Here is a 21,579-nt window from a genome sequence, read left to right on the forward strand (position 1 = left end):
TTTCATGTCATCTGCTAACTGGTACCCTTGTGCCGCTTTGCGGAGCGACCGCGACCCATTGTCGCGGGCCGTTACCCAGGGAAAAGGCCAGTTCGCCCTGCGTGCGAGAACAAGAGCCCGGGACGCCATCCGCCAGCACTGTCTACCTACAAAAGGATCGAATCCATGAGCAGTACAATCGCGGCAGGAGGGCTGGCCAGCGCGCCGAGCTTCCTGTCGAAGGAGCGCATCATCGCCCGCCCGGGCTTCAACCGCTGGCTGGTCCCGCCAGCCGCCCTGGCCATCCACCTGTGCATCGGCATGGCCTATGGCTTCTCGGTGTTCTGGCTGCCATTGTCGCAAGCCATCGGCATCACCGCGCCAGTCGCCTGTTCGGCGGACATGGGCTTCATCGCCCGCATGTTCAGCGCCGAATGTGACTGGCCGATCTCGATGCTGAGCTGGATCTACACCCTGTTCTTCGTCTTCCTCGGTTGCTCGGCGGCGGTGCTGGGCGGCTGGCTGGAACACGCCGGCCCGCGCAAGGCTGGCCTGGTGTCGGCGCTGTGCTGGTGCGGCGGCATGCTGATCTCGGCGATCGGCGTGAAGACCCACCAGCTGTGGCTGATGTGGCTGGGCTCCGGCGTTATCGGTGGTATCGGCCTGGGCCTGGGCTACATTTCGCCGGTCTCGACCCTGATCAAGTGGTTCCCGGACAAGCGTGGGATGGCCACCGGCATGGCGATCATGGGCTTTGGTGGTGGCGCGATGGTCGGCGCACCATTGGCCACCGCGCTGATGGGCCATTTCGGCAACGAGCATGAAGTGGGTGTGTGGCAGAGCTTCGTCGCCATGGCCGCGATCTACTTCGTGTTCATGACCGCCGGTGCCCTGGCTTACCGCGTGCCGCCGACCGGCTGGAAGCCTGAAGGCTGGACTGCCCCGGCGAAAAAAGCCGGCAATGGCATGGTCACCGACCGCCACGTGCACGTCAGCGTCGCCTGGAAAACCCCGCAGTTCGCCTTGGTCTGGCTGGTGCTGTGCCTGAACGTCTCGGCCGGTATCGGCATCCTCGGCATGGCGTCGCCACTGCTGCAGGAGGTGTTCGCCGGCAAATTGCTGGGCAACGAGCTGAGCTTCAGCGAGCTGAACGCCGCGCAGCTGGCGCAGATCGCTGCGATTGCCGCCGGGTTCACCGGCCTGTTGAGCCTGTTCAACATCGGTGGCCGCTTCTTCTGGGCATCGTTCTCCGACTACATCGGGCGCAAGAATACCTACTTTGCCTTCTTCGCCCTGGGCGTCGGCCTCTACAGCCTGGTGCCGAACATGGGTCACCTGGGCAACGTGGCGCTGTTCGTGGCGGCGTTCTGCATCATTCTGTCGATGTACGGCGGTGGCTTCTCCACCGTGCCGGCGTACCTGGCCGACCTGTTCGGCACGCAGATGGTCGGCGCTATCCACGGTCGCCTGCTGACCGCCTGGGCTGCTGCCGGCGTGCTGGGCCCGGTGCTGATCACCTACCTGCGCGAGTACCAGCTGGCGGCGGGTGTGGAACGTGCAGCGGCCTACGACATGACCCTGTACATCCTCGCCGGCCTGCTGGTGCTGGGCTTCATCTGCAACATGCTGATCCGCCCTGTGGCCGACAAGTACTTCATGACCGATGCCGAACTGGCTGCCGAACGTGCGCTGAGCCACGACAAAGGCGCTGACGGTGCGCGTTCGCTGGAGTGGCACGCTGCGCCGGGCAGCCTGCCGCTGGTGCTGATTGCCTGGGCCGTGGTGGTGATTCCGCTGGCGTGGGGCGTGTGGGTGACCTTGCAGAAGACGGCTGTGCTGTTCCATTGATGTAACTGCGCTGAGGGCGCTGCGCGCCCCTTTCGCGACACAAGGCCGCTCCTACAGGGGTTTAGGTTCCCTTGTAGGAGCGGCCTTGTGTCGCGATGGGCTGCAAAGCAGCCCCAATTCCCTGGTTGTATAGACCTGTAGGCCTCTCCGGCCCCGCAATTCCTTGCCATGCCATATGTCATCCGCGTTTCAAGCTGGCGCGTTCTGGGCCTATAATGGAGCCCTTTTCGCCCAATGATTTTGCGGAGCTGGTGATGGTCGAACGTAAGGCTTCCGTCGAGCGCAATACCCTGGAAACCCAGGTCAAGTGCTCGATCAACCTCGATGGCAGTGGCAAGGCCCGATTCGATATCGGTGTGCCTTTCCTTGAACACATGCTGGACCAGATCGCCCGCCATGGGCTGATCGATCTGGATATCGAGTGCAAGGGTGACCTGCATATCGACGATCACCATACCGTCGAAGACGTCGGTATCACCCTGGGCATGGCATTCGCCCAGGCCATCGGCGACAAGAAAGGCATCTTCCGCTACGGCCACGCCTACGTGCCGCTGGACGAAGCGCTGTCGCGCGTGGTCATCGACTTCTCCGGCCGCCCAGGCCTGCAGATGCATGTGCCGTATACCCGCGCCACGGTTGGCGGCTTCGATGTCGACCTGTTCCAGGAGTTCTTCCAAGGCTTCGTCAACCACGCCCTGGTGACCCTGCACATCGACAACCTGCGTGGCCACAACACCCACCACCAGATCGAAACCGTGTTCAAGGCTTTCGGCCGCGCCCTGCGCATGGCTGTGACCCTCGACGAGCGCATGGCCGGGCAGATGCCGTCGACCAAAGGGTGCCTGTAAATGCAGACGGTAGCCGTAATCGACTATGGCATGGGCAACCTGCACTCGGTGGCCAAGGCGCTCGAGCACGTCGGCGCCGGCAAGGTGCTGGTCACCAGCGACGCCGCGGTGATCCGCGAGGCTGACCGCGTGGTGTTCCCAGGCGTGGGTGCGATCCGTGACTGCATGGCCGAAATCCGCCGCCTTGGCTTCGACAGCCTGGTGCGTGAAGTGAGCCAGGACCGCCCGTTCCTCGGCATCTGCGTCGGCATGCAGGCGCTGCTCGACCATAGCGAAGAGAACGACGGCGTCGACTGTATCGGCCTGTTCCCTGGCCAGGTGCGCTTCTTCGGCAAAGACCTGAAAGAAGACGGCGAGCACCTGAAGGTGCCGCACATGGGCTGGAACGAAGTCAGCCAGACCATCGACCACCCGCTGTGGCACGACATTTCCGACCGTGCGCGCTTCTATTTCGTGCACAGCTACTACATCAATGCCGGCAAGCCGGGCCAGGTGGTCGGCCGCGGCCACTATGGCGTCGACTTCGCCGCCGCGCTGGCCGATGGCTCGCGCTTTGCCGTGCAGTTCCACCCGGAGAAGAGCCATACCCATGGCCTGCAGCTGCTGCAGAATTTCGTCGCCTGGGACGGGCGCTGGTAAATGAGCCGCTCGAAGACCAAGGCCCCGATCATCACCCTGGCCCCCGAAGAGGAACGCGAGGCGCTCGACACGCTCAAGCGTTTTCTGGAAGACCGCTTCGAGCTGCAGCTGGGGTCGTTCGAAGTGGCCGAGGTCCTCGAGCTGTTCAGCAAAGAAATTGCACCCCATTACTACAACAGGGCGATTGCCGATGTTCAGCTGCACCTCAAGGAGCGGTTCGAGAGCATCGAAAGCGATCTCTGGGCGCTCGAGAAGCCCTGAAACCCCAAGAACAGACAGGTTCCCAAGATGCTGATTATCCCCGCTATCGATCTGAAGGACGGTGCCTGCGTGCGCCTGCGCCAGGGCCGCATGGAAGACTCCACGGTATTTTCCGACGACCCGGTGAGCATGGCCGCCAAGTGGGTCGAAGGTGGCTGCCGCCGCCTGCACCTGGTCGACCTCAACGGCGCCTTCGAAGGCCAGCCGGTCAACGGTGAAGTGGTTACCGCCATCGCCAAGCGCTACCCGAACCTGCCGATCCAGATCGGCGGCGGCATCCGCTCGCTGGAAACCATCGAGCACTACGTCAAGGCCGGCGTCAGCTACGTGATCATCGGCACCAAGGCGGTCAAGCAGCCTGAGTTCGTCGCCGAAGCGTGCAAGGCCTTCCCGGGCAAGGTCATCGTCGGCCTGGACGCGAAAGACGGCTTCGTCGCCACCGACGGTTGGGCCGAAGTCAGCTCGGTGCAGGTTATCGACCTGGCCAAGCGTTTCGAGGCCGATGGTGTCTCGGCGATCGTCTACACCGACATCGCCAAGGATGGCATGATGCAGGGCTGCAACGTGCCGTTCACCAAGGCGCTGGCCGAAGCCACCTCTATCCCGGTGATCGCCTCGGGCGGTATCCACAACCTGGGCGACATCAAGGCCCTGCTGGACGCCAAGGCCCCGGGCATCATCGGTGCCATCACCGGCCGTGCCATCTACGAAGGCACCCTCGATGTCGCCGAGGCCCAGGCCTTCTGCGACAACTACCAAGGCTGAGGACTGAACCATGGCACTGGCCAAGCGCATCATCCCTTGCCTGGACGTGGACAACGGCCGGGTGGTCAAGGGCGTCAAGTTCGAGAACATCCGTGATGCCGGTGACCCGGTAGAAATCGCCCGTCGCTACAACGAGCAGGGTGCCGACGAAATCACGTTCCTCGACATCACAGCCAGCGTCGACGGCCGCGACACCACCCTGCATACCGTCGAGCGCATGGCCAGCCAGGTGTTCATCCCGCTGACCGTGGGCGGTGGCGTGCGCACCGTGCAGGACATCCGCAACCTGCTCAACGCCGGTGCCGACAAGGTTTCGATCAACACCGCCGCGGTGTTCAACCCGGAATTCGTTGGCGAGGCAGCGGACCGTTTTGGTTCGCAGTGCATCGTCGTTGCGATCGACGCCAAGAAGGTGTCCGGGCCAGGTGAAGAACCTCGCTGGGAGATCTTCACCCACGGTGGGCGCAAGCCGACCGGGCTGGATGCCGTTGAATGGGCGAAGAAGATGGAAGGCCTGGGGGCAGGGGAGATCCTGCTGACCAGCATGGACCAGGACGGCATGAAGAACGGCTTCGACCTGGGCGTGACCCGTGCCATCAGCGATGCGCTGGGGATTCCGGTGATTGCTTCGGGTGGTGTGGGTAACCTGCAGCATCTGGCTGACGGGATTCTGGAAGGGCATGCCAGCGCGGTGCTGGCGGCCAGTATCTTCCACTTTGGCGAGTACACGGTGCCTGAGGCCAAGGCTTATATGGCTTCGCGCGGGATCGTCGTTCGCTGAAATATTGATTGGGGCTGCTTTGCAGCCCATCGCGGCTAAAGCCGCTCCTACAAGGGAACGCGTATTCCTGTAGGAGCGGCTTTAGCCGCGATGGGCCGCAAAGCGGCCCCAGTTGCATCACCCGTGATTCTTGCCGAGCAAGGCGTGATAGAGCTCGGTATCCCCAAGTATCCCCACCACCTTGTCATTCTCCTGCAGCACCAGCTTGTTGCCCGTCTGGTAACGAATCTGCAGCGCCTCACGCATGCCAATGTCGGCATGCACCAACGTCGGCTTGCGGCCCAGCCCTTCCACGGCCTGCCCCGGCGCCCAGTTTTGCATGTCCAGCCCGTTCTGCCCCTGGCGTGCACGCTTGATCGAATTCCCTTCTCCCAGGTCCAGCCAGGAATCGCCACCCGGGTCCAGGCAAACCGAGCCGTTGACCCGCTTGCAGTTGTCCAGGCTGCGCATCAGGCTACGACCGCACAGCACGTTCAGCGGGTTGGTGTGGGCGACGAAGGTACGCACGTACTCGTCGGCCGGGTTCAGCACGATTTCTTCAGGCTTGCTGTACTGGATGATCCGCCCGTCTTTCATGATGGCGATGCGGCTGCCCAGCTTCAGTGCCTCGTCGAGGTCGTGGCTGACGAACACGATGGTCTTGCTCAGCTTGGCCTGCAGGCCAAGCAGTTCGTCCTGCAGGCCTTGGCGGATCAGCGGGTCGAGGGCCGAGAACGGTTCGTCCATCAGCAGGATGTCGGCATCCATCGCCAGCGCCCGGGCCAGGCCCACGCGCTGCTGCATGCCGCCGGAGAGTTCGTCCGGCTTCTTGTTGCGCCATTGGGTCAGGCCGACCAGTTCGAGCTTCTCGTCGACCAGCTTGCGCCGTTCCTTCTCCGGGCGGCCCTGCATTTCCAGGCCGAAGCTGATGTTCTCGCGCACGGTCAGCCACGGCATCAGGGCGAACTTCTGGAACACCATGGCGATGCGCTTGGTGCGCATCATCTTCAGCTCTGCCGGGGTGCAGTGGGCGATATCGATGTGCTTGCCTTCATGCTCGACAAACAGCTTGCCGCGGCTCACGGTGTTGAGGCCGTTGATGCAGCGCAGCAGGCTCGACTTGCCCGAGCCGGACAGGCCCATCAGTACGCAGATCTCGCCTTTGTTGATATCCAGGTTGGCCTTTTCCACACCGACCACCAGGCCGGTCTGCTTGAGAATCTGCTCGCGGGTCTGGCCCTTGTCCAGCAGCGCCAGTGCTTCACGCGGCTTGTTGGAGAAAATGACGTCGACGTCTTCGAATCGAATGATGCTCATGCCTCACCCCTTACCGGCAGTTCCGGTTGCTTGCAGATACGGTCGAGCATGATCGCCAGCAGCACGATCGCCAGGCCCGCTTCGAAGCCCAGGGAGATATCGGCGGTGTTCAGTGCGTTGACCACAGGTTTGCCCAGGCCATCGGCGCCCACCAGGGCGGCAATCACCACCATCGACAGCGACAGCATGATGCACTGGGTGACGCCGGCGGCGATGCTCGGCATCGCATGCGGCAGTTCGATACGGGTGAGCAGCTGGCGGCGCGAGCAGCCAAAGGCCTTGCCGGCGTCCATCAGCTCCTGCGGCACGTCGCAGATGCCCAGGTAAGTGAGGCGGATCGGTGCGGCGATGGCGAACACCACCGTCGAAATAAGCCCCGGCACCACGCCCAGGCCGAACAGGGTCAGGGTAGGGATCAGGTAAACGAAGGTAGGCACCGTCTGCATCAGGTCGAGTACCGGGCGCATGGCGGTGTAGAACATCGGCTTGTGTGCGGCGACGATGCCCAGCGGCACGCCGATGGCCACGCAGACCACGGTGGCGAAGGTCACCTGGGCCAGGGTCTCCATGGTTTCCTGCCAGTACCCCAGGTTGAGGATCAGCAGGAAGGAGAGGGCGACGAATGCGGTCAGCGCCCACTTGCGCTGGATGAAATGCGCCAGGGCGGCAAACAGGGCGATGAGCACGAACGGGTTGAAAAAGGTCAGGGTACTGGTGACGCCGTGGATCATGAACTCCAGGCCTCGGGCAATGGCGTCGAAGTAGTTCGCGCCATTCTGGGTCAGCCATTCGACGAACGACGCGATGTACTGGCCCAGGGGTATTTTCTGATCGATAAGCATGATAGCGAGCTTCCACCTGCAAAGATTGAAATCAGTCCGGGGCGGGCACGGTCCCGCCCCGAGGTAGCGCTACGACGTATTGCGTTATTGAGCGAGCTTGGCCTTGGCTGCCTCAAGGCCGGGTTTGCCATCCACGGTGGTGACGCCCGCCAGCCAGGTATCCAGCTTGCCGGGGTTGTCCTTGAGCCACTTCTTGGCGGCCGCCTCGGGCTTCATCTTGTCGTCCAGGACATAGCCCATCATGGTGCTTTCATCCTTGAGCTCGAACGACAGGTTCTTCAGGAGCTGGCCGACGTTGCTGCATTCCTGCACATAGTCCTTGCGGGTGTTGGTCAGCACGGTGGCCTTGCCGAAATCGGGGCCGAAGAACTCGTCCCCGCCGGTCAGGTACTTCATCTTGAAGCGGGTGTTCATCGGGTGCGGTTCCCAGCCCAGGAACACCACCGCTTCGTCACGCTTCTGCGCGCGGTCGACCTGCGACAGCATGCCGGCCTCGCTCGATTGCACGATCTTGAAACCGGCGTCCTTCAGGCCGAAGGCGTTCTTGTCGATCATGCTCTGGATGGTGCGGTTGCCATCGTTGCCGGGCTCGATGCCGTAGATCTTGCCGTCCAGTTCCTTCTTGAACTTGGGAATGTCGCTGAAATCCTTCAGCCCCTTGTCATACAGCGCCTGGGGGACGGCCAGGGTGTACTTGGCGTTTTCCAGGTTGGCGCGCACGGTGTCCACAGTGCCGGCGTCGCGGTACTGCTTGATGTCGTTCTCCATGGTCGGCATCCAGTTGCCGAGAAACACGTCCAGGTCCTTGCCGGTGGCCAGCGACTTGTAGGTCACCGGTACCGAGATCATGGTGGTGTGGGTCTTGTAACCCAGTGCTTCGAGCACAACGCTGGTGGTCGCCGTGGTGACGGTGATGTCGGTCCAGCCGACATCGGAGAAGCGTACCGTCTGGCACTGCTCGGGTTCGGCGGCCTGGGCCAGGAACGGTGCTGACAGCATCGCGACCAGCAACAGCGAGGGTGAACCTTTCATGGATGGACTCCTGTGATTTTGTCTTCGGGTTCGCATGGGTCGCCGGGCTTTCTCAGGGTCCGGTCGACCAGGCCTGCAGAGGGCAGGTTGCGTGGCCGTGCTTTACGAGTCGCTTTCGATAATCCTCCAGCGCCGGGCAATCGCCTACTGGTGGGGTCGTAACCAGTACGGAACGGGTCGCATCCAGTACGGGCGATGTCGTTTATGAGTTTTTCCACCCCTGTAGCCGCATTTTTGCGTCACCAGGCCGCTCGAAAGCGGCGCGCAGGTGGCCGAAAAGGCTGCGGCGCTGCTGGACAAAAGTACGTCGGTTGCAGACGGCGAGGGGGTAGGCAAAAGCCCGATGATGCGTGCATTCGTGGCGGCTCGCAGCTTCAGCCTAGCAGTTGCCCCGCCCTGCGCATGGCGCGCAGAGACAAGCCCAGCAAGAGGTGAAGCGACAATGGCCATCAGCGTGTTCGACCTGTTCAAGATCGGTGTCGGGCCCTCCAGCTCCCACACCGTCGGCCCCATGCGCGCTGGCGCGCTGTTCGTCCAGGGCCTGCGTGAGCGCGGCGAGCTGGACCAGGTGCAAAGGATCGAAGTGCGGCTGTATGGCTCGCTGTCGGCCACCGGCATCGGCCACGGCACCGACAACGCCACCATCATGGGACTGATGGGCGAATGGCCGGACGCCATCGACCCGACCCAGATCGTCCCGCGGATCGCCGACCTGCGCGAAACCAATACCCTCAAGCTGGATAATCGCCTGCCCATCGAGTTCGTCTGGGCCCGCGACATGCTGCTGCTGGACGAGAACCTGCCGTACCACCCCAATGCCATGACCCTGATCGCCGAAGGCGCCCAGGGCGAGCTGCACCGCGATACCTACTACTCGGTGGGTGGCGGCTTCGTGGTCGACGCCGCACAGGCTGCCAGCGGCGTGCTGGACGCCGACCAGACGGTGCTGCCGTACGATTTCAACAGCGCCGCCGAGCTGCTGCGCCTGTGCAAGCAAAACGACCTCAGCGTGTCGCAATTGATGATGGCCAACGAGAAGGTCTGGCGCAGCGAAGAAGAGATCCGCGCCGGCCTGCACAAGCTCTGGGAAGCCATGCAGGAATGCGTCAACAATGGCCTCAAATACGAAGGCACGCTGCCCGGCGGCCTGAACGTGCGTCGCCGTGCCGCCAAGCTGCACCGCAGCCTGCAGGAAATCGGCAAGCCCAACGTGATCGGCTCGACCATGAGTGCGATGGAGTGGGTCAACCTGTTTGCCCTGGCAGTCAACGAAGAGAACGCCGCCGGCGGGCGCATGGTTACCGCGCCCACCAATGGCGCGGCCGGCATCATCCCGGCGGTGCTGCATTACTACATGCGTTTCAGCGATGCCGTGAACGACTCCAGTGTGGTCGACTACTTCCTCGCCGCCGCCGCAGTGGGCATCCTGTGCAAGAAGAACGCATCGATTTCCGGTGCCGAAGTCGGTTGCCAGGGTGAGGTCGGTTCGGCCTGCGCCATGGCTGCGGCGGGCCTTGCCGAAGTGCTCGGGGCGACCCCGCCACAGGTGGAGAACGCAGCCGAGATCGCCCTGGAGCACAACCTTGGCCTGACCTGCGACCCGGTCGGTGGCCTGGTGCAGGTGCCATGCATCGAGCGCAACGCGATTGCTGCGGTGAAGGCGATCAATGCCGTGCAGATGTCACTGCGTGGCGATGGCGAGCACTTCATTTCCCTCGACCAGGTGATCCGCACCATGCGTGATACCGGGGCCGACATGCACGACAAATATAAAGAGACCTCGCGCGGTGGCCTGGCGGTCAGCGCCATCGAATGCTGAGCTTTTGAGCCAGCCTCAAGGGCCCCATCGCGGATAAATCCGCTCCTACAGGGTATGCATGACCCTGTAGGAGCGGATTTATCCGCGATGGGGCCCTTGAATGTTTTAAGTGCGCCGCGCCCTGTTTTAGTGCGTTGCCTGAACTGACCGATCGTCGGGTGTCGCTATCAGCATGGGCATTGTCGGTGACACTCAAGAGTGTCGTTTCTGGGAAACCTACACTGCGCGTGTCACCAAAGTGCTCAACGGTTACACGAGAGGCGCTAGCTCGCCGCTTTGCGACGACTGGCAAGCCCATCGCAAGCCCCTGAATTGCCCAGCAAAGGCGTCGTTTTCAGGAGTTTTAGAATGGTCGTTCAAGTTCCGGCACGACGTTTGCGTTGTGATTGGCAACCTACCCCTTTGGAACTGACCGGGGGGTCATAACAAGAAATCAGTGCCCGCCTGAGGCACACCCTGCATTTGTGTGAGGAGAAATCGCGATGACGTCGTACACCTCCGGGAACCCAACCCAGAACCGCACAGCCCCCCAGTCCATCGGTTTTCTCCTACTGGACAATTTCACCCTGATTTCCCTGGCCTCGGCGGTCGAACCGCTGCGCATGGCCAACCAGCTGTCCGGCCGCGAGCTGTACCGCTGGCATACGCTGACCGTCGATGGTGGCCAGGTGTGGGCCAGTGACGGCCTGCAGATCACCCCCGATGCCGCAATGCATAGTGCGCCGCCGATCGACACCGTGATCGTCTGCGGTGGTGTTGGCATCCAGCGCACCGTTACCCGTGAGCACGTCACCTGGCTGCAGGCCCAGGCCCGCCAGTCTCGCCGCCTTGGTGCGGTGTGTACCGGCAGCTGGGCGCTGGCCTGTGCCGGCCTGCTCGACGGCTTCGACTGCAGCGTGCACTGGGAATGCCTGGCAGCGATGCAGGAGGCATTCCCGCGGGTCAACATGAGCACCCGCCTGTTCACCCTCGACCGCAACCGCTTCACAAGCTCCGGCGGCACCGCGCCGCTGGACATGATGCTGCACCTGATCAGCCGCGATCATGGCCGCGAGCTGTCGGCGGCGATCTCCGAGATGTTCGTCTACGAGCGTATCCGCAACGAACAGGACCACCAGCGCGTGCCGCTCAAGCACATGCTCGGCACCAACCAGCCGAAGTTGCAGGAGATCGTTGCGCTGATGGAGGCCAACCTCGAAGAGCCGATCGACCTGGATGAGCTGGCGGTGTACGTGTCGGTGTCGCGCCGCCAGCTCGAGCGGCTGTTCCAGAAGTACCTGCATTGCTCGCCGTCGCGCTATTACCTGAAGCTGCGCCTGATCCGCGCGCGGCAGTTGCTGAAGCAGACGCCGATGTCGATCATCGAAGTGGCCTCGGTGTGCGGCTTCGTGTCCACGCCGCATTTCTCCAAGTGCTACCGCGAGTACTTCGGCATTCCGCCGCGTGACGAGCGTGTTGGTTCCAACACTGCGCAGCAGGTGGCGATGATGCCGATTCCACAAGCCATGACGCTGTCGCCGCACAGCGGGCCGATGGCAGCCCTGAGCCAGGCGCGCAACGAGTCGACATTTGCCAGCGTAAGGCTTTGATACTGCGCCGCCTGCATCGCGGCTAAAGCCGCTCCTACAGGTACTGCACCGGATTCAAAAGCGGTGCGATACCTGTAGGAGCGGCTTTAGCCGCGAAGAGGCCAGTAGAGGAAAAAACGATCAGGCGCGCTTGCTGAACTGCGCCAACGCCGGCAACAGCTGCTTGTCGATGGCCTGGCGCACCGCCGGCAGGATCGTCGCGCTCCCGGTGTACATCTGCTCCACCATCCCCTTCAGGGCCCGTGCATTGGGCTCGGTCAGCCCGCGCACCACCGCTTCACAAGCCTGCTCGGCGCTGGCCCCGGCGGGAATGTCGAACCCGCGCGCGCGCAGGTGGCCTGCCAGGTCGTCCTGGTCAATCAAATCCGCATGCATCATGGCTGTTGTCCCTTTATCGCTAAGAGAGTGCTGCTGTGATTTACGACCGATTCTGTGACGACGGCGACATGCCCGCAACAACAGAATGGCGGCATGGCTGCTTTGGCTAAGAACAGGTCGTTCCCGGCTAAATCGACCTGGCAGGAAGTGCGCACACTCAAGCCATCTACCGCAATGGAGGGTTTGGTCACCCTCGTTCATGCACAGTGGATGTTGCTCGCTCTTGACCCCGGATGCTCACGGCTTTCCGGGGTTATTTTTTGCCCGATCAGCCAGGTAGTTTCAGGACGCGGCCGATGAACTGCGCAGCCGGCAGGTCGCGCTGGCTATCTTCCAGGCTTTGCAGCAAGGCAACGCTTCGCTCCCCGAACGGTGCCGACTTTGGCCCTGCCAGGTCCACATGCAACAGCATCTGCTCACTGGCGGCCAGCACCTCGTCGAACCCGGCCCGGTGCAGGCTGTGATAGACGTGCAGGCGCTTGCGGTCGAAGCCGATGATCTGCGTCTGCACCCACACCTCGGTGCCCAGCTTCACCTCGTGCAGGTAGTTGATGTGCGCCTCCAGGGTGAACAACGAGTTGCCGCTCTGCCCCCGGCTGTCGGCATCCAGGCCGATGCGCTCCATCAGGGCATCGGTGGCATAGCTGAAGATCAGCAGATAGAAGGCATCGCGCAGATGCCCGTTGTAGTCGACCCAGTCCTCCTGGACTGGGGTGCGGTAAGTGATGAGTGCGGGCATCAAGGTTTCCTCAATCGCTGAACGACATGCCGTGCGTTTCTTTGCTGGCCTTCACGGCTTCAAGTACCGCCAGCAGGGTGTCATCACGATAGCGCTCCAGCGCAGCGATGCTACGTTCGCCGAGTTGTTCCGAAGTGCCGTCCACCACATCGTCGATCAGTTTGTCGGTCAGCTCCGGTGCCGGCAGGTAGGTCCAGGGCAGTTTCAGGGCCGGACCGAACTGCGACATGAAGTGGCGCATGCCAGCATCGCCACCGGCCAAGGTGTAGGTGAGGAACGTGCCCATGAACGACCAGCGCAGGCCGGCGCCAAAGCGGATGGCGTCGTCGATTTCGCCGGTTGTCGCCACGCCGTCGTTGACCAGGTGCAGTGCTTCGCGCCACAAGGCTTCGAGCAGGCGGTCGGCGATGAAACCTGGGACTTCCTTGCGCACGTGCAGCGGGCGCATGCCAAGCGCTGTGTAGATGGTTTTGGCCGCCTCGATGGCTTCTGGCGCGGTTCGGTTACCGCCGACGATCTCGACCAGAGGCAGCAGGTACACCGGGTTGAACGGGTGGCCGACCACGCAGCGCTCGGGGTGAGTAGACGACTCGTAGAATTCGCTTGGCAGCAGGCCTGAAGTGCTGGAACCGATGATGGCCTGGGGCTTGGCGGCAGCGCTGATTTTTGCGTGCAGGTCAAGCTTGAGGTCCAGGCGCTCGGGTGCGCTTTCCTGGATGAAGTCGGCGTCGCGTACGCATTCTTCTATGGTGCTGACGAACTTCAATCGGTCTTGCGCCGCACCCGGTGCCAGGCCTTGTTTTTCGAGCGCCGGCCAGGCGTTGGCGATGCGTTTGCGCAGGGCTTGCTCAGCGCCGGGCGCCGGGTCCCAGGCGACTACGTCCAGGCCGTGGGCCAGGGCGCGGGCGACCCAACCGCTGCCGATTACGCCGCTACCCAGGGCGGCGAAGGTCTTGATTTCGGTGATGAAAGGCATGGCGAATCCTCAGGGCAAACAGAGACAGTTGGGTTGACGCCAATCTTGTGGGAGCGGGCTTGCCCGCGAACACCGGCGCAGCCGGTGCCATCCACCGCGCTGCCTGCTTCGCGGGCAAGCCCGCTCCCACAGGCTTTATGGCGCACTTGCGATCGTTGAAGGGATCAGCGGCGCTTGAGATTCATTTTTTCCCGGCCCTCAGCCGGGGTCAGTACACGGGCGCCGAGGCGGGAGATGATCTCCACCGCGCGTTCGACCAACTGGCCGTTGCTGGCCAGCACGCCACGGTCCAGGTACAAGTTGTCTTCCAGGCCGACCCGCACGTTGCCGCCGAGCAACACGGCTTGCGCTGCCATTGGCATCTGCATGCGGCCGATGCCGAAGCCGGCCCAGGTGACGTTGGCCGGCAGGTTGTCGACCATGGCCTTCATGGTGGTGGTGTCAGCCGGCGCGCCCCATGGGATGCCCAGGCAAAGCTGGAACAGCGGGTCTTCGAGCAGGCCTTCTTTCATCATCTGCTTGGCGAACCACAGGTGGCCGGTGTCGAAGATTTCCAGCTCTGCCTTCACGCCCAGCTCGGTGATGCGCTTGGCGCCGGCACGCAGTTGTGCGGGGGTGGAGACATAGATGGCGTTGCCGTCACCGAAGTTGAGGGTGCCGCAGTCCAGGGTGCAGATCTCCGGCAGCAGCGCCTCGACATGGGCCAGGCGCTCCAGCGGGCCGATCAGGTCGGTGCCGGGGCCGAATTCCATCGGCGATTCGCCAGGGCCGATTTCCAGGTCGCCGCCCATGCCGGCGGTGAGGTTGACGATGATGTCTACGTCAGCTTCGCGGATACGCTCCATGACCTCACGGTAAAGGTTCACGTCGCGGCTGAAGCGGCCGGTTTGCGGGTCGCGGACGTGGCAGTGGACCACGGTGGCGCCGGCTTTGGCGGCTTCGACGGCGGACTCGGCGATCTGTTTCGGGGTGACCGGGACCAGGTGGCTCTTGGCGACCGTGTCGCCGGCGCCGGTGAGGGCGCAGGTGATGATGACGTCGTGGTTCATGGCTGTTCCTTGTATGTCGGTTCTGGCCTTTTCGCGGGTAAACCCGCTCCCACAGGGGACCGTTATGGCCCTGACATGCGCTGTACCTGTGGGAGCGGGTTTACCCGCGAAGAGGCCGGATCAGTTGGCGGTGAGCTTGAGGTTGTCCGCAGCGGGCTTGCCGTCGACGGTCGTCACACCCTCAAGCCAGCGGGCCTTGTCCTCGGGGTGGTCCTTGAGCCACTGGCGGGCCGACTCCAGCGCGTCCTTGTGGTCGAGCAACGGCTGCATCATGCGGCTCTCGTCCTCGGCGCTGAAGTTCAGGTTGGCCAGCAGGCGGTGGGCGTTGGGGCAGCGTTCGGCGTAGTCCGGGGCGGTTACCGTCCATACCGTGGCGCGGCCTTCGTCCGGGCCCAGGGCGTCCTGACTGTCTCCCAGGTAGGCCATGTCGATGTTCACGTTCATCGGGTGCGGCGCCCAGCCGAAGAACACCACCGCTTCCTTGCGCCGTACGGCGCGGTCGACGGCGGCGAGCATGCCGGCTTCGCTGGACTCGACGAGCTGGAACTTGCCCAGGTCGAACTGGTTCTTGGTGATCATTGCCTTGATCTGGGTGTTGGCACCGGAGCCGGGCTCGATGCCGTAGATCTTGCCGCCCAGCTCCTTCTCGAACTTGTGGATGTCAGCAAAGGTCTTCAGACCCTTGTCATACAGGTACTTCGGCACGGCGAGGGTGGCGCGGGCGTCTTCCAGGCTGGGTTTTTCGAGGACCTTGACCTGGTTGGCGTCGATGAACGGGGTGATGGTCTGGGTCATGATCGGGTTCCAGTAACCCAGGAACATGTCCAGGCGCTTGTCGCGGATGCCGGCGAAGATGATCTGCTGCGAGGCGCTGGTCTGCTTGGTCTGGTAACCCAGGCCGTCGAGCAGCACCTGGGCCATGGCGCTGGTGGCGATGACGTCGGTCCAGTTGACCACGCCCAGGCGCACGTTCTTGCAGGCCGCGGGCTCGGCGGCGAAAAGCGGGGTTGCAACGATGCTGCTCAGGGCAAGGGACAACAGGCTGCGGCGGATCAAGCTGTGCATGGTGGCTCTCCATCGGCAGTGCATATTGTTATTGAGGGCGGCCTCTGCGGGCCGTGTGAATACGCTACGCTGGCGCCAGGGTGGAAATTCGCACCCTGGCGACCAAGATTTGCACGGAGGCGACCACCTTCTGTCGTGGAGCATGCAATGCCGCAACTGATTCATTTCCTGTTGTTGCCGGGGTTCTCGGCGATGGGCTTCATCAGTGCCCTGGAACCACTGCGCGTGGCCAACCGGTTCAAGGGGCCGTCGTATCGCTGGCGCGTGCTCAGCCTGGACGGCGGCGCGGTGCAGGCCAGCAACGGCATGTCGGTGAATGCCGATGGCGCGCTGGGGGAGGGCGAAGCGGGAGGCGTGCTGTTGATCGTCGCCGGCTTCGAGCCGCTGGCCTGTTATGGCCCACGGCTGCAGCAGGCACTGCGCCGGCTCGACCATGAAGGGGTGATTCTGGGCGGCATCGATACCGGCCCGGTGGTGCTGGCTGAAGCTGGCTTGCTCGATGGATACCGCGCAACCTTGCACTGGGAAGCGCTGGAGGCCTTCAAGGAGCGCTACCCACGCTTGCAGGTGACCCAGGAGCTGTTCGAAATCGACCGAAGGCGTATCACTTGCGCGGGTGGCACCGCGTCGATCGACCTGATGCTCGACCTTATCGGCCAGGCCCATGGCAGTGAGCTGGCGGTGCAGGTGTCCGAGCAGTTCGTGCTCGGGCGCATCCGCCCGCGCCAGGACCACCAGCGCATGCAGATTGCCAGCCGGTACGGCATCAGCAACAAGAAGCTGGTGAAGGTAATTGGCGAAATGGAGCGCAACATCGAACAGCCGCTCAATACCCAGGTACTGGCCGATGCGGTGCAGGTAACCCGGCGTCAGCTGGAGCGCCTGTTCCGCTTGCATCTGGACGACACGCCGAGTGGCTTCTATTTGCGCCTGCGGCTGGACAAGGCGCGACAGTTGTTGCGCCAGACCGACATGAGCGTGCTTGAGGTGGCGGTGGCGTGCGGGTTCGATTCGGCTTCGTACTTTACCCGCTGCTACCGGGCGCGGTTCGAGCGGTGCCCGCGAGAGGACCGGTTGGTCAGAGCTGTATGACTGCCTTTGTAGGAGCGCCCCGGCAAGGCCGCTCCTACAGGTCATAGCGCCAGGAGGCAGGCTTACTGCTGGCCGATAGACTGCAGGTACTCCGAGCGGTCATCGCTGCGCTGCGCCACGCAGGTATCCCAGGCCGCCTGGAACGCCTTGCTGCCGGGTTTCTCGGCATAGGTCTCGACCTTGCAGTCGGCATCGCGCAGCTGCGTCCACAGTTTTTCAGCGGCGTCCATGCGCCCTACCAAGGCAGTAGCCTTGTCGCCTTCATCGGCATACTGGTCGCGAATGCGCTGGATCAGGTCGTCATACGCCGACTTCAATTCGCGCTCGGCGGTCTGCTTGTTGAACGCCGCGCAAGCGAAAGTCTGCTGGTCGCTCTCGACGTTGTCGCACGGGGTGCTTTCTTCCTCGCCGGCCTGTGCGCCCGACACCACAGCCAGCAGTACCAGCCATGCCATTGATTTCATCCGTTTTCTCCTCAACAAGGCTGACGAATCGGCTGGATTCTCGCTCAGCCGCAAAGAAGACGATAGCTCCCTGACAAAATGTTCACGAAATGGCGGCAAATGTCGTTATCGAGACTGTCTCTCATCGCCACACCCCATGCCAGACGGCGTGATGTCGCGCATTGACGCTTTCGGCAAACCCCCTGTCGTTTTTGCATCGGGGCGTCGCAGGGCACAGGCATATGCTGGCCCCAAAGCGCCGGCAGAAGATTCGGCGCGGCCCAAATCAACAAAGGGGACAGCCTGATGAGCCCAGCCGAACTTCACGCCGACAGCATCGTCATCGACGGCCTGATCATTGCCAAATGGAACCGCGAGCTGTTCGAGGACATGCGCAAAGGCGGGCTGACTGCGGCCAACTGCACGGTGTCGGTCTGGGAAGGCTTCAAGGCAACCGTCGACAATATCGCTGCCAGCCAGAAGCTCATCCGCGACAACAGCGACCTGGTGATGCCGGTACGTACCACCGCCGACATCCGCAAGGCCAAGGAACTGGGCAAGACCGGCATCCTCTTCGGCTTCCAGAACGCCCATGCGTTCGAAGACCAGATCGCCTACGTCGACGTGTTCAAGCAGCTGGGCGTGGGCATCGTGCAGATGTGCTACAACACCCAGAACCTGGTTGGCACTGGTTGCTACGAGCGTGACGGCGGCCTGTCGGGCTTCGGCCGCGAGATCGTCGCCGAGATGAACCGCGTCGGCATCATGTGCGACCTGTCCCACGTCGGCTCCAAGACGTCCGAGGAAGTCATCCTCGAATCGAAGAAGCCGGTGTGCTATTCCCACTGCCTGCCTTCGGGCCTGAAGGAACACCCCCGCAACAAGTCGGACGCAGAACTGAAGTTCATCGCCGACCACGGCGGCTTCGTCGGCGTGACCATGTTCGCGCCGTTCCTGGCCAAGGGCATCGACTCGACCATCGACGACTACGCCGAGGCCATCGAGTACACCATGAACATTGTCGGTGAAGACGCCATCGGTATCGGTACCGACTTCACCCAGGGCCACGGCCAGGACTTCTTCGAGTACCTGACCCACGACAAGGGTTACGCCCGTCGCCTGACCAACTTCGGCAAGATCATCAACCCGCTGGGCATTCGCACTGTCGGCGAATTCCCCAACCTCACCGAGACCCTGCTCAAGCGCGGCCATTCCGAGCGCGTGGTACGCAAGATCATGGGCGAGAACTGGGTCAACGTCCTCAAGGACGTCTGGGGCGAGTAAGCCGCTCTCCAAGCCTGATAGCCCCTGCCAGCAACGCCGGGGCACCCACATAAAAATTTTATGGAGTTGAGTTTCCATGGCCAAGATCGCCCCGCAATTGCCAATCGAAGTCGACAGCGAGACCGGTGTCTGGACCAGCGACGCCCTGCCGATGCTGTATGTGCCGCGCCATTTCTTCGTCAACAACCACATCGGCATCGAGGAAGTACTGGGCGCCGACGCCTATGCCGAGATCCTCTACAAGGCCGGCTACAAATCCGCCTGGCACTGGTGCGAGAAGGAAGCCGAGTGCCATGGCCTGGAAGGCGTGGCGGTGTTTGAGCACTACATGAAGCGCCTGAGCCAGCGTGGCTGGGGCCTGTTCGAGATCCAGGACATCGACCTGGATAAAGGCACCTGCAGCGTCAAGCTCAAGCACTCCGCGTTCGTGTACGTCTATGGCAAGTGCGGGCGCAAGGTCGACTACATGTTCACCGGCTGGTTCGCCGGCGCCATGGACCAGATTCTCGCTGCCCGCGGCAGCAAGATCCGCACCGTGGCCGAGCAGGTCTATGGCGGGTCGGAAGAGGGCCACGAAGATGGCCTGTTCGTCACAAAGCCGTTGTAAGCCGGAGATAGCGTCATGGCATTCGAAGCAATGTTCCAGCCGATCCAGATCGGCAAACTGACCATCCGCAACCGCGTGCTCAGCACCGCGCACGCCGAGGTCTACGCCACTGACGGCGGCATGACTACCGACCGCTACGTGAAGTATTACGAGGAAAAGGCCAAGGGCGGCATCGGCCTGGCGATCTGCGGCGGCTCGTCCGTTGTTGCCATCGACAGCCCGCAGGAGTGGTGGGCGTCGGTCAACCTGTCGACCGACCGCATCATCCCGCACTTCCAGAACCTCGCTGACGCCATGCACAAGCACGGCGCCAAGATCATGATCCAGATTACCCACATGGGCCGCCGCTCACGCTGGGACGGCTTCAACTGGCCGACCCTGATGTCGCCGTCGGGCATCCGTGAACCCGTGCACCGCGCCACCTGCAAGACCATCGAGGTGGAAGAGATCTGGCGCGTGATCGGCAACTACGCGCAGGCTGCACGTCGGGCCAAAGAAGGCGGCCTGGACGGCGTGGAACTGTCGGCCGTGCACCAGCACATGATCGACCAGTTCTGGAGCCCGCGGGTCAACAAGCGCACCGACGAATGGGGCGGCACGTTCGAGGGCCGCATGAAGTTCGGCCTGGAAGTGCTCAAGGCCGTGCGTGCCGAAGTTGGCGACGACTTCTGCGTGGGCATGCGTATCTGCGGTGACGAGTTCCACCCCGATGGCCTCAGCCATGAGGACATGAAGCAGATCGCGGCGTACTACGACGCCACCGGGATGCTCGACTTCATCGGTGTGGTCGGCTCAGGCTGCGATACCCACAACACCCTGGCCAACGTCATCCCCAACATGAGCTACCCGCCGGAGCCGTTCCTGCACCTGGCGGCCGGCATCAAGGAAGTGGTCAAGGTCCCGGTGCTGCACGCGCAGAACATCAAGGACCCGAACCAGGCCACGCGTATTCTGGAAGGCGGCTACGTCGACATGGTCGGCATGACCCGTGCGCACATGGCCGACCCGCACCTGATCGCCAAGATCAAGATGGGCCAGATCGACCAGATCAAGCAATGCGTCGGTGCCAACTACTGCATCGACCGCCAGTACCAGGGCCTGGATGTGCTGTGCATCCAGAACGCTGCGACCTCCCGTGAATACATGGGCGTGCCACACATCATCGAGAAGACCACCGGCGTCAAGCGCAAGGTGGTGGTGGTTGGCGCCGGCCCGGCCGGCATGGAAGCGGCTCGCGTGGCGGCCGAACGCGGCCACGACGTGACCCTGTTCGAGAAGAAAGACCAGATCGGCGGGCAGATCACCATCGCCGCCAAGGCCCCGCAGCGTGACCAGATTGCCGGTATCACCCGCTGGTACCAGCTGGAGCTGGCGCGCCTGAAGGTGGACCTGCGCCTGGGCACCGCTGCGGACGTGGCCACTATCCAGGACCTGCGCCCTGATGTGATCGTGCTGGCCGTGGGCGGGCATTCGTTCCTGGAGCAGAACGAGCACTGGGGCGCCGCCGAAGGCTTGGTGGTCAGCAGCTGGGACGTGCTCGACGGCAAGGTCGCGCCGGGCAAGAACGTGCTGGTGTACGACACCATCTGCGAATTCACCGGCATGTCGGTGGCCGACTTCATTGCCGACAAGGGCAGCCAGGTGGAGATCGTCACCGACGACATCAAGCCAGGCGTGGCCATGGGCGGTACCACCTTCCCGACCTACTACCGCAGCATGTACCCGAAAGAAGTGATCATGACCGGCGACATGATGCTGGAAAAGGTCTACCGCGAAGGCGACAAGCTGGTGGCGGTACTGGAGAACGAATACACCGGCGCCAAGGAAGAACGCGTGGTCGACCAGGTGGTGGTGGAAAACGGCGTGCGTCCGGACGAGCAGCTGTATTACGCGCTGAAGGAAGGTTCGCGCAACAAGGGCCAGATCGACGTGGAGGCGCTGTTCGCCATCAAGCCACAGCCGATCCTCAGCCAGCCGGGCGAGGGCTACCTGCTTTACCGCATCGGCGACTGCGTGGCCCAGCGCAACGTGCATGCGGCGATCTACGACGCCTTGCGCCTGTGCAAGGACTTCTGATCGCACCGGCATGAACACCGCCCCCGAGGGCGGGATTGGCCCCCCTGTGGGAGCGGCCTTGTGTCGCGAAAGGGCCGCGAAGCGGCCCCAGGATCTGTGCAGCACCGCCGAGCCCCTGGGGCTGCTGCGCAGCCCTTTCGCGACACAAGGCCGCTCCCACAGGGGTCCGCG

At 63.0% G+C, this 21,579-nt stretch carries 21 protein-coding genes; 12 read left to right on the forward strand and 9 right to left on the reverse strand.

The features are described from left to right. The first annotated feature begins 165 nt into the window (after positions 1-165). The 6 genes from BUQ73_RS00095 to hisF all read left to right on the forward strand — a co-directional run bounded on the left by BUQ73_RS00095 (position 166) and on the right by hisF (position 5,121). Complete coding sequence (locus BUQ73_RS00095) at positions 166-1,827, forward strand: OFA family MFS transporter (protein WP_079226228.1); 1,662 nt, start codon at positions 166-168, stop codon at positions 1,825-1,827. Positions 1,828-2,081: 254 nt separating this feature from the next. Then, positions 2,082-2,675, forward strand: a complete 594-nt coding sequence (gene hisB, locus BUQ73_RS00100) for an imidazoleglycerol-phosphate dehydratase HisB (protein WP_027917570.1) — start codon at positions 2,082-2,084, stop codon at positions 2,673-2,675. Continuing rightward, positions 2,676-3,314: an imidazole glycerol phosphate synthase subunit HisH gene (gene hisH / locus BUQ73_RS00105; protein ID WP_060512243.1), complete on the forward strand. Its 639-nt coding sequence runs from the start codon at positions 2,676-2,678 to the stop codon at positions 3,312-3,314. After that, positions 3,315-3,575: a DUF2164 domain-containing protein gene (locus BUQ73_RS00110; protein WP_027917568.1), complete on the forward strand. Its 261-nt coding sequence runs from the start codon at positions 3,315-3,317 to the stop codon at positions 3,573-3,575. 27 nt (positions 3,576-3,602) lie between these two features. Beyond that, the gene (hisA, locus tag BUQ73_RS00115) at positions 3,603-4,340 is read left to right on the forward strand and encodes a 1-(5-phosphoribosyl)-5-[(5-phosphoribosylamino)methylideneamino]imidazole-4-carboxamide isomerase (RefSeq protein WP_023382794.1); all 738 of its coding nucleotides are present in this window, start codon (positions 3,603-3,605) and stop codon (positions 4,338-4,340) included. 10 nt (positions 4,341-4,350) lie between these two features. Then, positions 4,351-5,121, forward strand: a complete 771-nt coding sequence (gene hisF / locus BUQ73_RS00120) for an imidazole glycerol phosphate synthase subunit HisF (protein ID WP_079226229.1) — start codon at positions 4,351-4,353, stop codon at positions 5,119-5,121. Between the two features lie 117 nt (positions 5,122-5,238). On the opposite strand, the gene choV is transcribed toward hisF, so the two are convergent. The 3 genes from choV to BUQ73_RS00135 form a co-directional block, all read right to left on the reverse strand. Further along, complete coding sequence (gene choV, locus BUQ73_RS00125) at positions 5,239-6,417, reverse strand: choline ABC transporter ATP-binding protein (RefSeq protein ID WP_027917566.1); 1,179 nt, start codon at positions 6,415-6,417, stop codon at positions 5,239-5,241. Continuing rightward, a complete protein-coding gene (gene choW / locus BUQ73_RS00130) occupies positions 6,414-7,262 on the reverse strand; it encodes a choline ABC transporter permease subunit (RefSeq protein ID WP_177408542.1) in 849 nt (282 codons plus the stop codon). The genes choV and choW overlap by 4 nt, the downstream gene beginning before the upstream one ends. Positions 7,263-7,343: 81 nt before the next feature. Beyond that, positions 7,344-8,291: a choline ABC transporter substrate-binding protein gene (locus BUQ73_RS00135; protein ID WP_079226231.1), complete on the reverse strand. Its 948-nt coding sequence runs from the start codon at positions 8,289-8,291 to the stop codon at positions 7,344-7,346. Positions 8,292-8,733: 442 nt separating this feature from the next. Here BUQ73_RS00135 and BUQ73_RS00140 point away from each other — a divergent pair, with 442 nt between their 5' ends. Continuing rightward, entirely contained in the window at positions 8,734-10,110 is a 1,377-nt protein-coding gene (locus BUQ73_RS00140; RefSeq protein WP_079226232.1) for an L-serine ammonia-lyase, read from the forward strand. Between the two features lie 482 nt (positions 10,111-10,592). Continuing rightward, a complete protein-coding gene (locus BUQ73_RS00145) occupies positions 10,593-11,699 on the forward strand; it encodes a GlxA family transcriptional regulator (RefSeq protein WP_054886700.1) in 1,107 nt (368 codons plus the stop codon). Between the two features lie 120 nt (positions 11,700-11,819). Here BUQ73_RS00145 and BUQ73_RS00150 read toward each other — a convergent pair whose 3' ends face one another. The 5 genes from BUQ73_RS00150 to choX all read right to left on the reverse strand — a co-directional run bounded on the left by BUQ73_RS00150 (position 11,820) and on the right by choX (position 15,906). After that, positions 11,820-12,077 carry a hypothetical protein gene (locus BUQ73_RS00150; protein ID WP_079226233.1) on the reverse strand — a complete coding sequence of 86 codons (258 nt, stop codon included), beginning with the start codon at positions 12,075-12,077 and terminating at the stop codon, positions 11,820-11,822. A gap of 268 nt (positions 12,078-12,345) precedes the next feature. Next, positions 12,346-12,816, reverse strand: a complete 471-nt coding sequence (locus tag BUQ73_RS00155; RefSeq protein WP_079226234.1) for a thioesterase family protein — start codon at positions 12,814-12,816, stop codon at positions 12,346-12,348. A 10-nt stretch (positions 12,817-12,826) separates the two neighbouring features. Then, the gene (locus tag BUQ73_RS00160; RefSeq protein WP_079226235.1) at positions 12,827-13,792 is read right to left on the reverse strand and encodes an L-carnitine dehydrogenase; all 966 of its coding nucleotides are present in this window, start codon (positions 13,790-13,792) and stop codon (positions 12,827-12,829) included. A gap of 164 nt (positions 13,793-13,956) precedes the next feature. Continuing rightward, a complete protein-coding gene (locus BUQ73_RS00170; protein ID WP_079226237.1) occupies positions 13,957-14,841 on the reverse strand; it encodes a 3-keto-5-aminohexanoate cleavage protein in 885 nt (294 codons plus the stop codon). A gap of 120 nt (positions 14,842-14,961) precedes the next feature. Next, the gene (gene choX / locus BUQ73_RS00175; RefSeq protein WP_079226238.1) at positions 14,962-15,906 is read right to left on the reverse strand and encodes a choline ABC transporter substrate-binding protein; all 945 of its coding nucleotides are present in this window, start codon (positions 15,904-15,906) and stop codon (positions 14,962-14,964) included. 147 nt (positions 15,907-16,053) lie between these two features. On the opposite strand from choX, the gene BUQ73_RS00180 reads away from it, so the two are divergent. Continuing rightward, complete coding sequence (locus BUQ73_RS00180) at positions 16,054-16,998, forward strand: GlxA family transcriptional regulator (RefSeq protein ID WP_079226239.1); 945 nt, start codon at positions 16,054-16,056, stop codon at positions 16,996-16,998. 62 nt (positions 16,999-17,060) lie between these two features. On the opposite strand, the gene BUQ73_RS00185 is transcribed toward BUQ73_RS00180, so the two are convergent. Further along, positions 17,061-17,462 carry a lysozyme inhibitor LprI family protein gene (locus BUQ73_RS00185; protein ID WP_079226240.1) on the reverse strand — a complete coding sequence of 134 codons (402 nt, stop codon included), beginning with the start codon at positions 17,460-17,462 and terminating at the stop codon, positions 17,061-17,063. A gap of 285 nt (positions 17,463-17,747) precedes the next feature. Here BUQ73_RS00185 and BUQ73_RS00190 point away from each other — a divergent pair, with 285 nt between their 5' ends. From BUQ73_RS00190 to dgcA, 3 genes are all read left to right on the forward strand, one after another. Continuing rightward, a complete protein-coding gene (locus BUQ73_RS00190; protein WP_016392223.1) occupies positions 17,748-18,725 on the forward strand; it encodes a dipeptidase in 978 nt (325 codons plus the stop codon). A gap of 76 nt (positions 18,726-18,801) precedes the next feature. Beyond that, positions 18,802-19,332 carry a DUF5943 domain-containing protein gene (locus BUQ73_RS00195; RefSeq protein ID WP_008091518.1) on the forward strand — a complete coding sequence of 177 codons (531 nt, stop codon included), beginning with the start codon at positions 18,802-18,804 and terminating at the stop codon, positions 19,330-19,332. A gap of 15 nt (positions 19,333-19,347) precedes the next feature. After that, a complete protein-coding gene (gene dgcA / locus BUQ73_RS00200; protein ID WP_019096852.1) occupies positions 19,348-21,408 on the forward strand; it encodes a dimethylglycine demethylation protein DgcA in 2,061 nt (686 codons plus the stop codon). Positions 21,409-21,579: the final 171 nt, after the last annotated feature.

This window comes from Pseudomonas putida, assembly GCF_002025705.1.
In the GTDB taxonomy this organism is placed as follows: Bacteria; Pseudomonadota; Gammaproteobacteria; order Pseudomonadales; family Pseudomonadaceae; genus Aquipseudomonas; species Aquipseudomonas putida_J.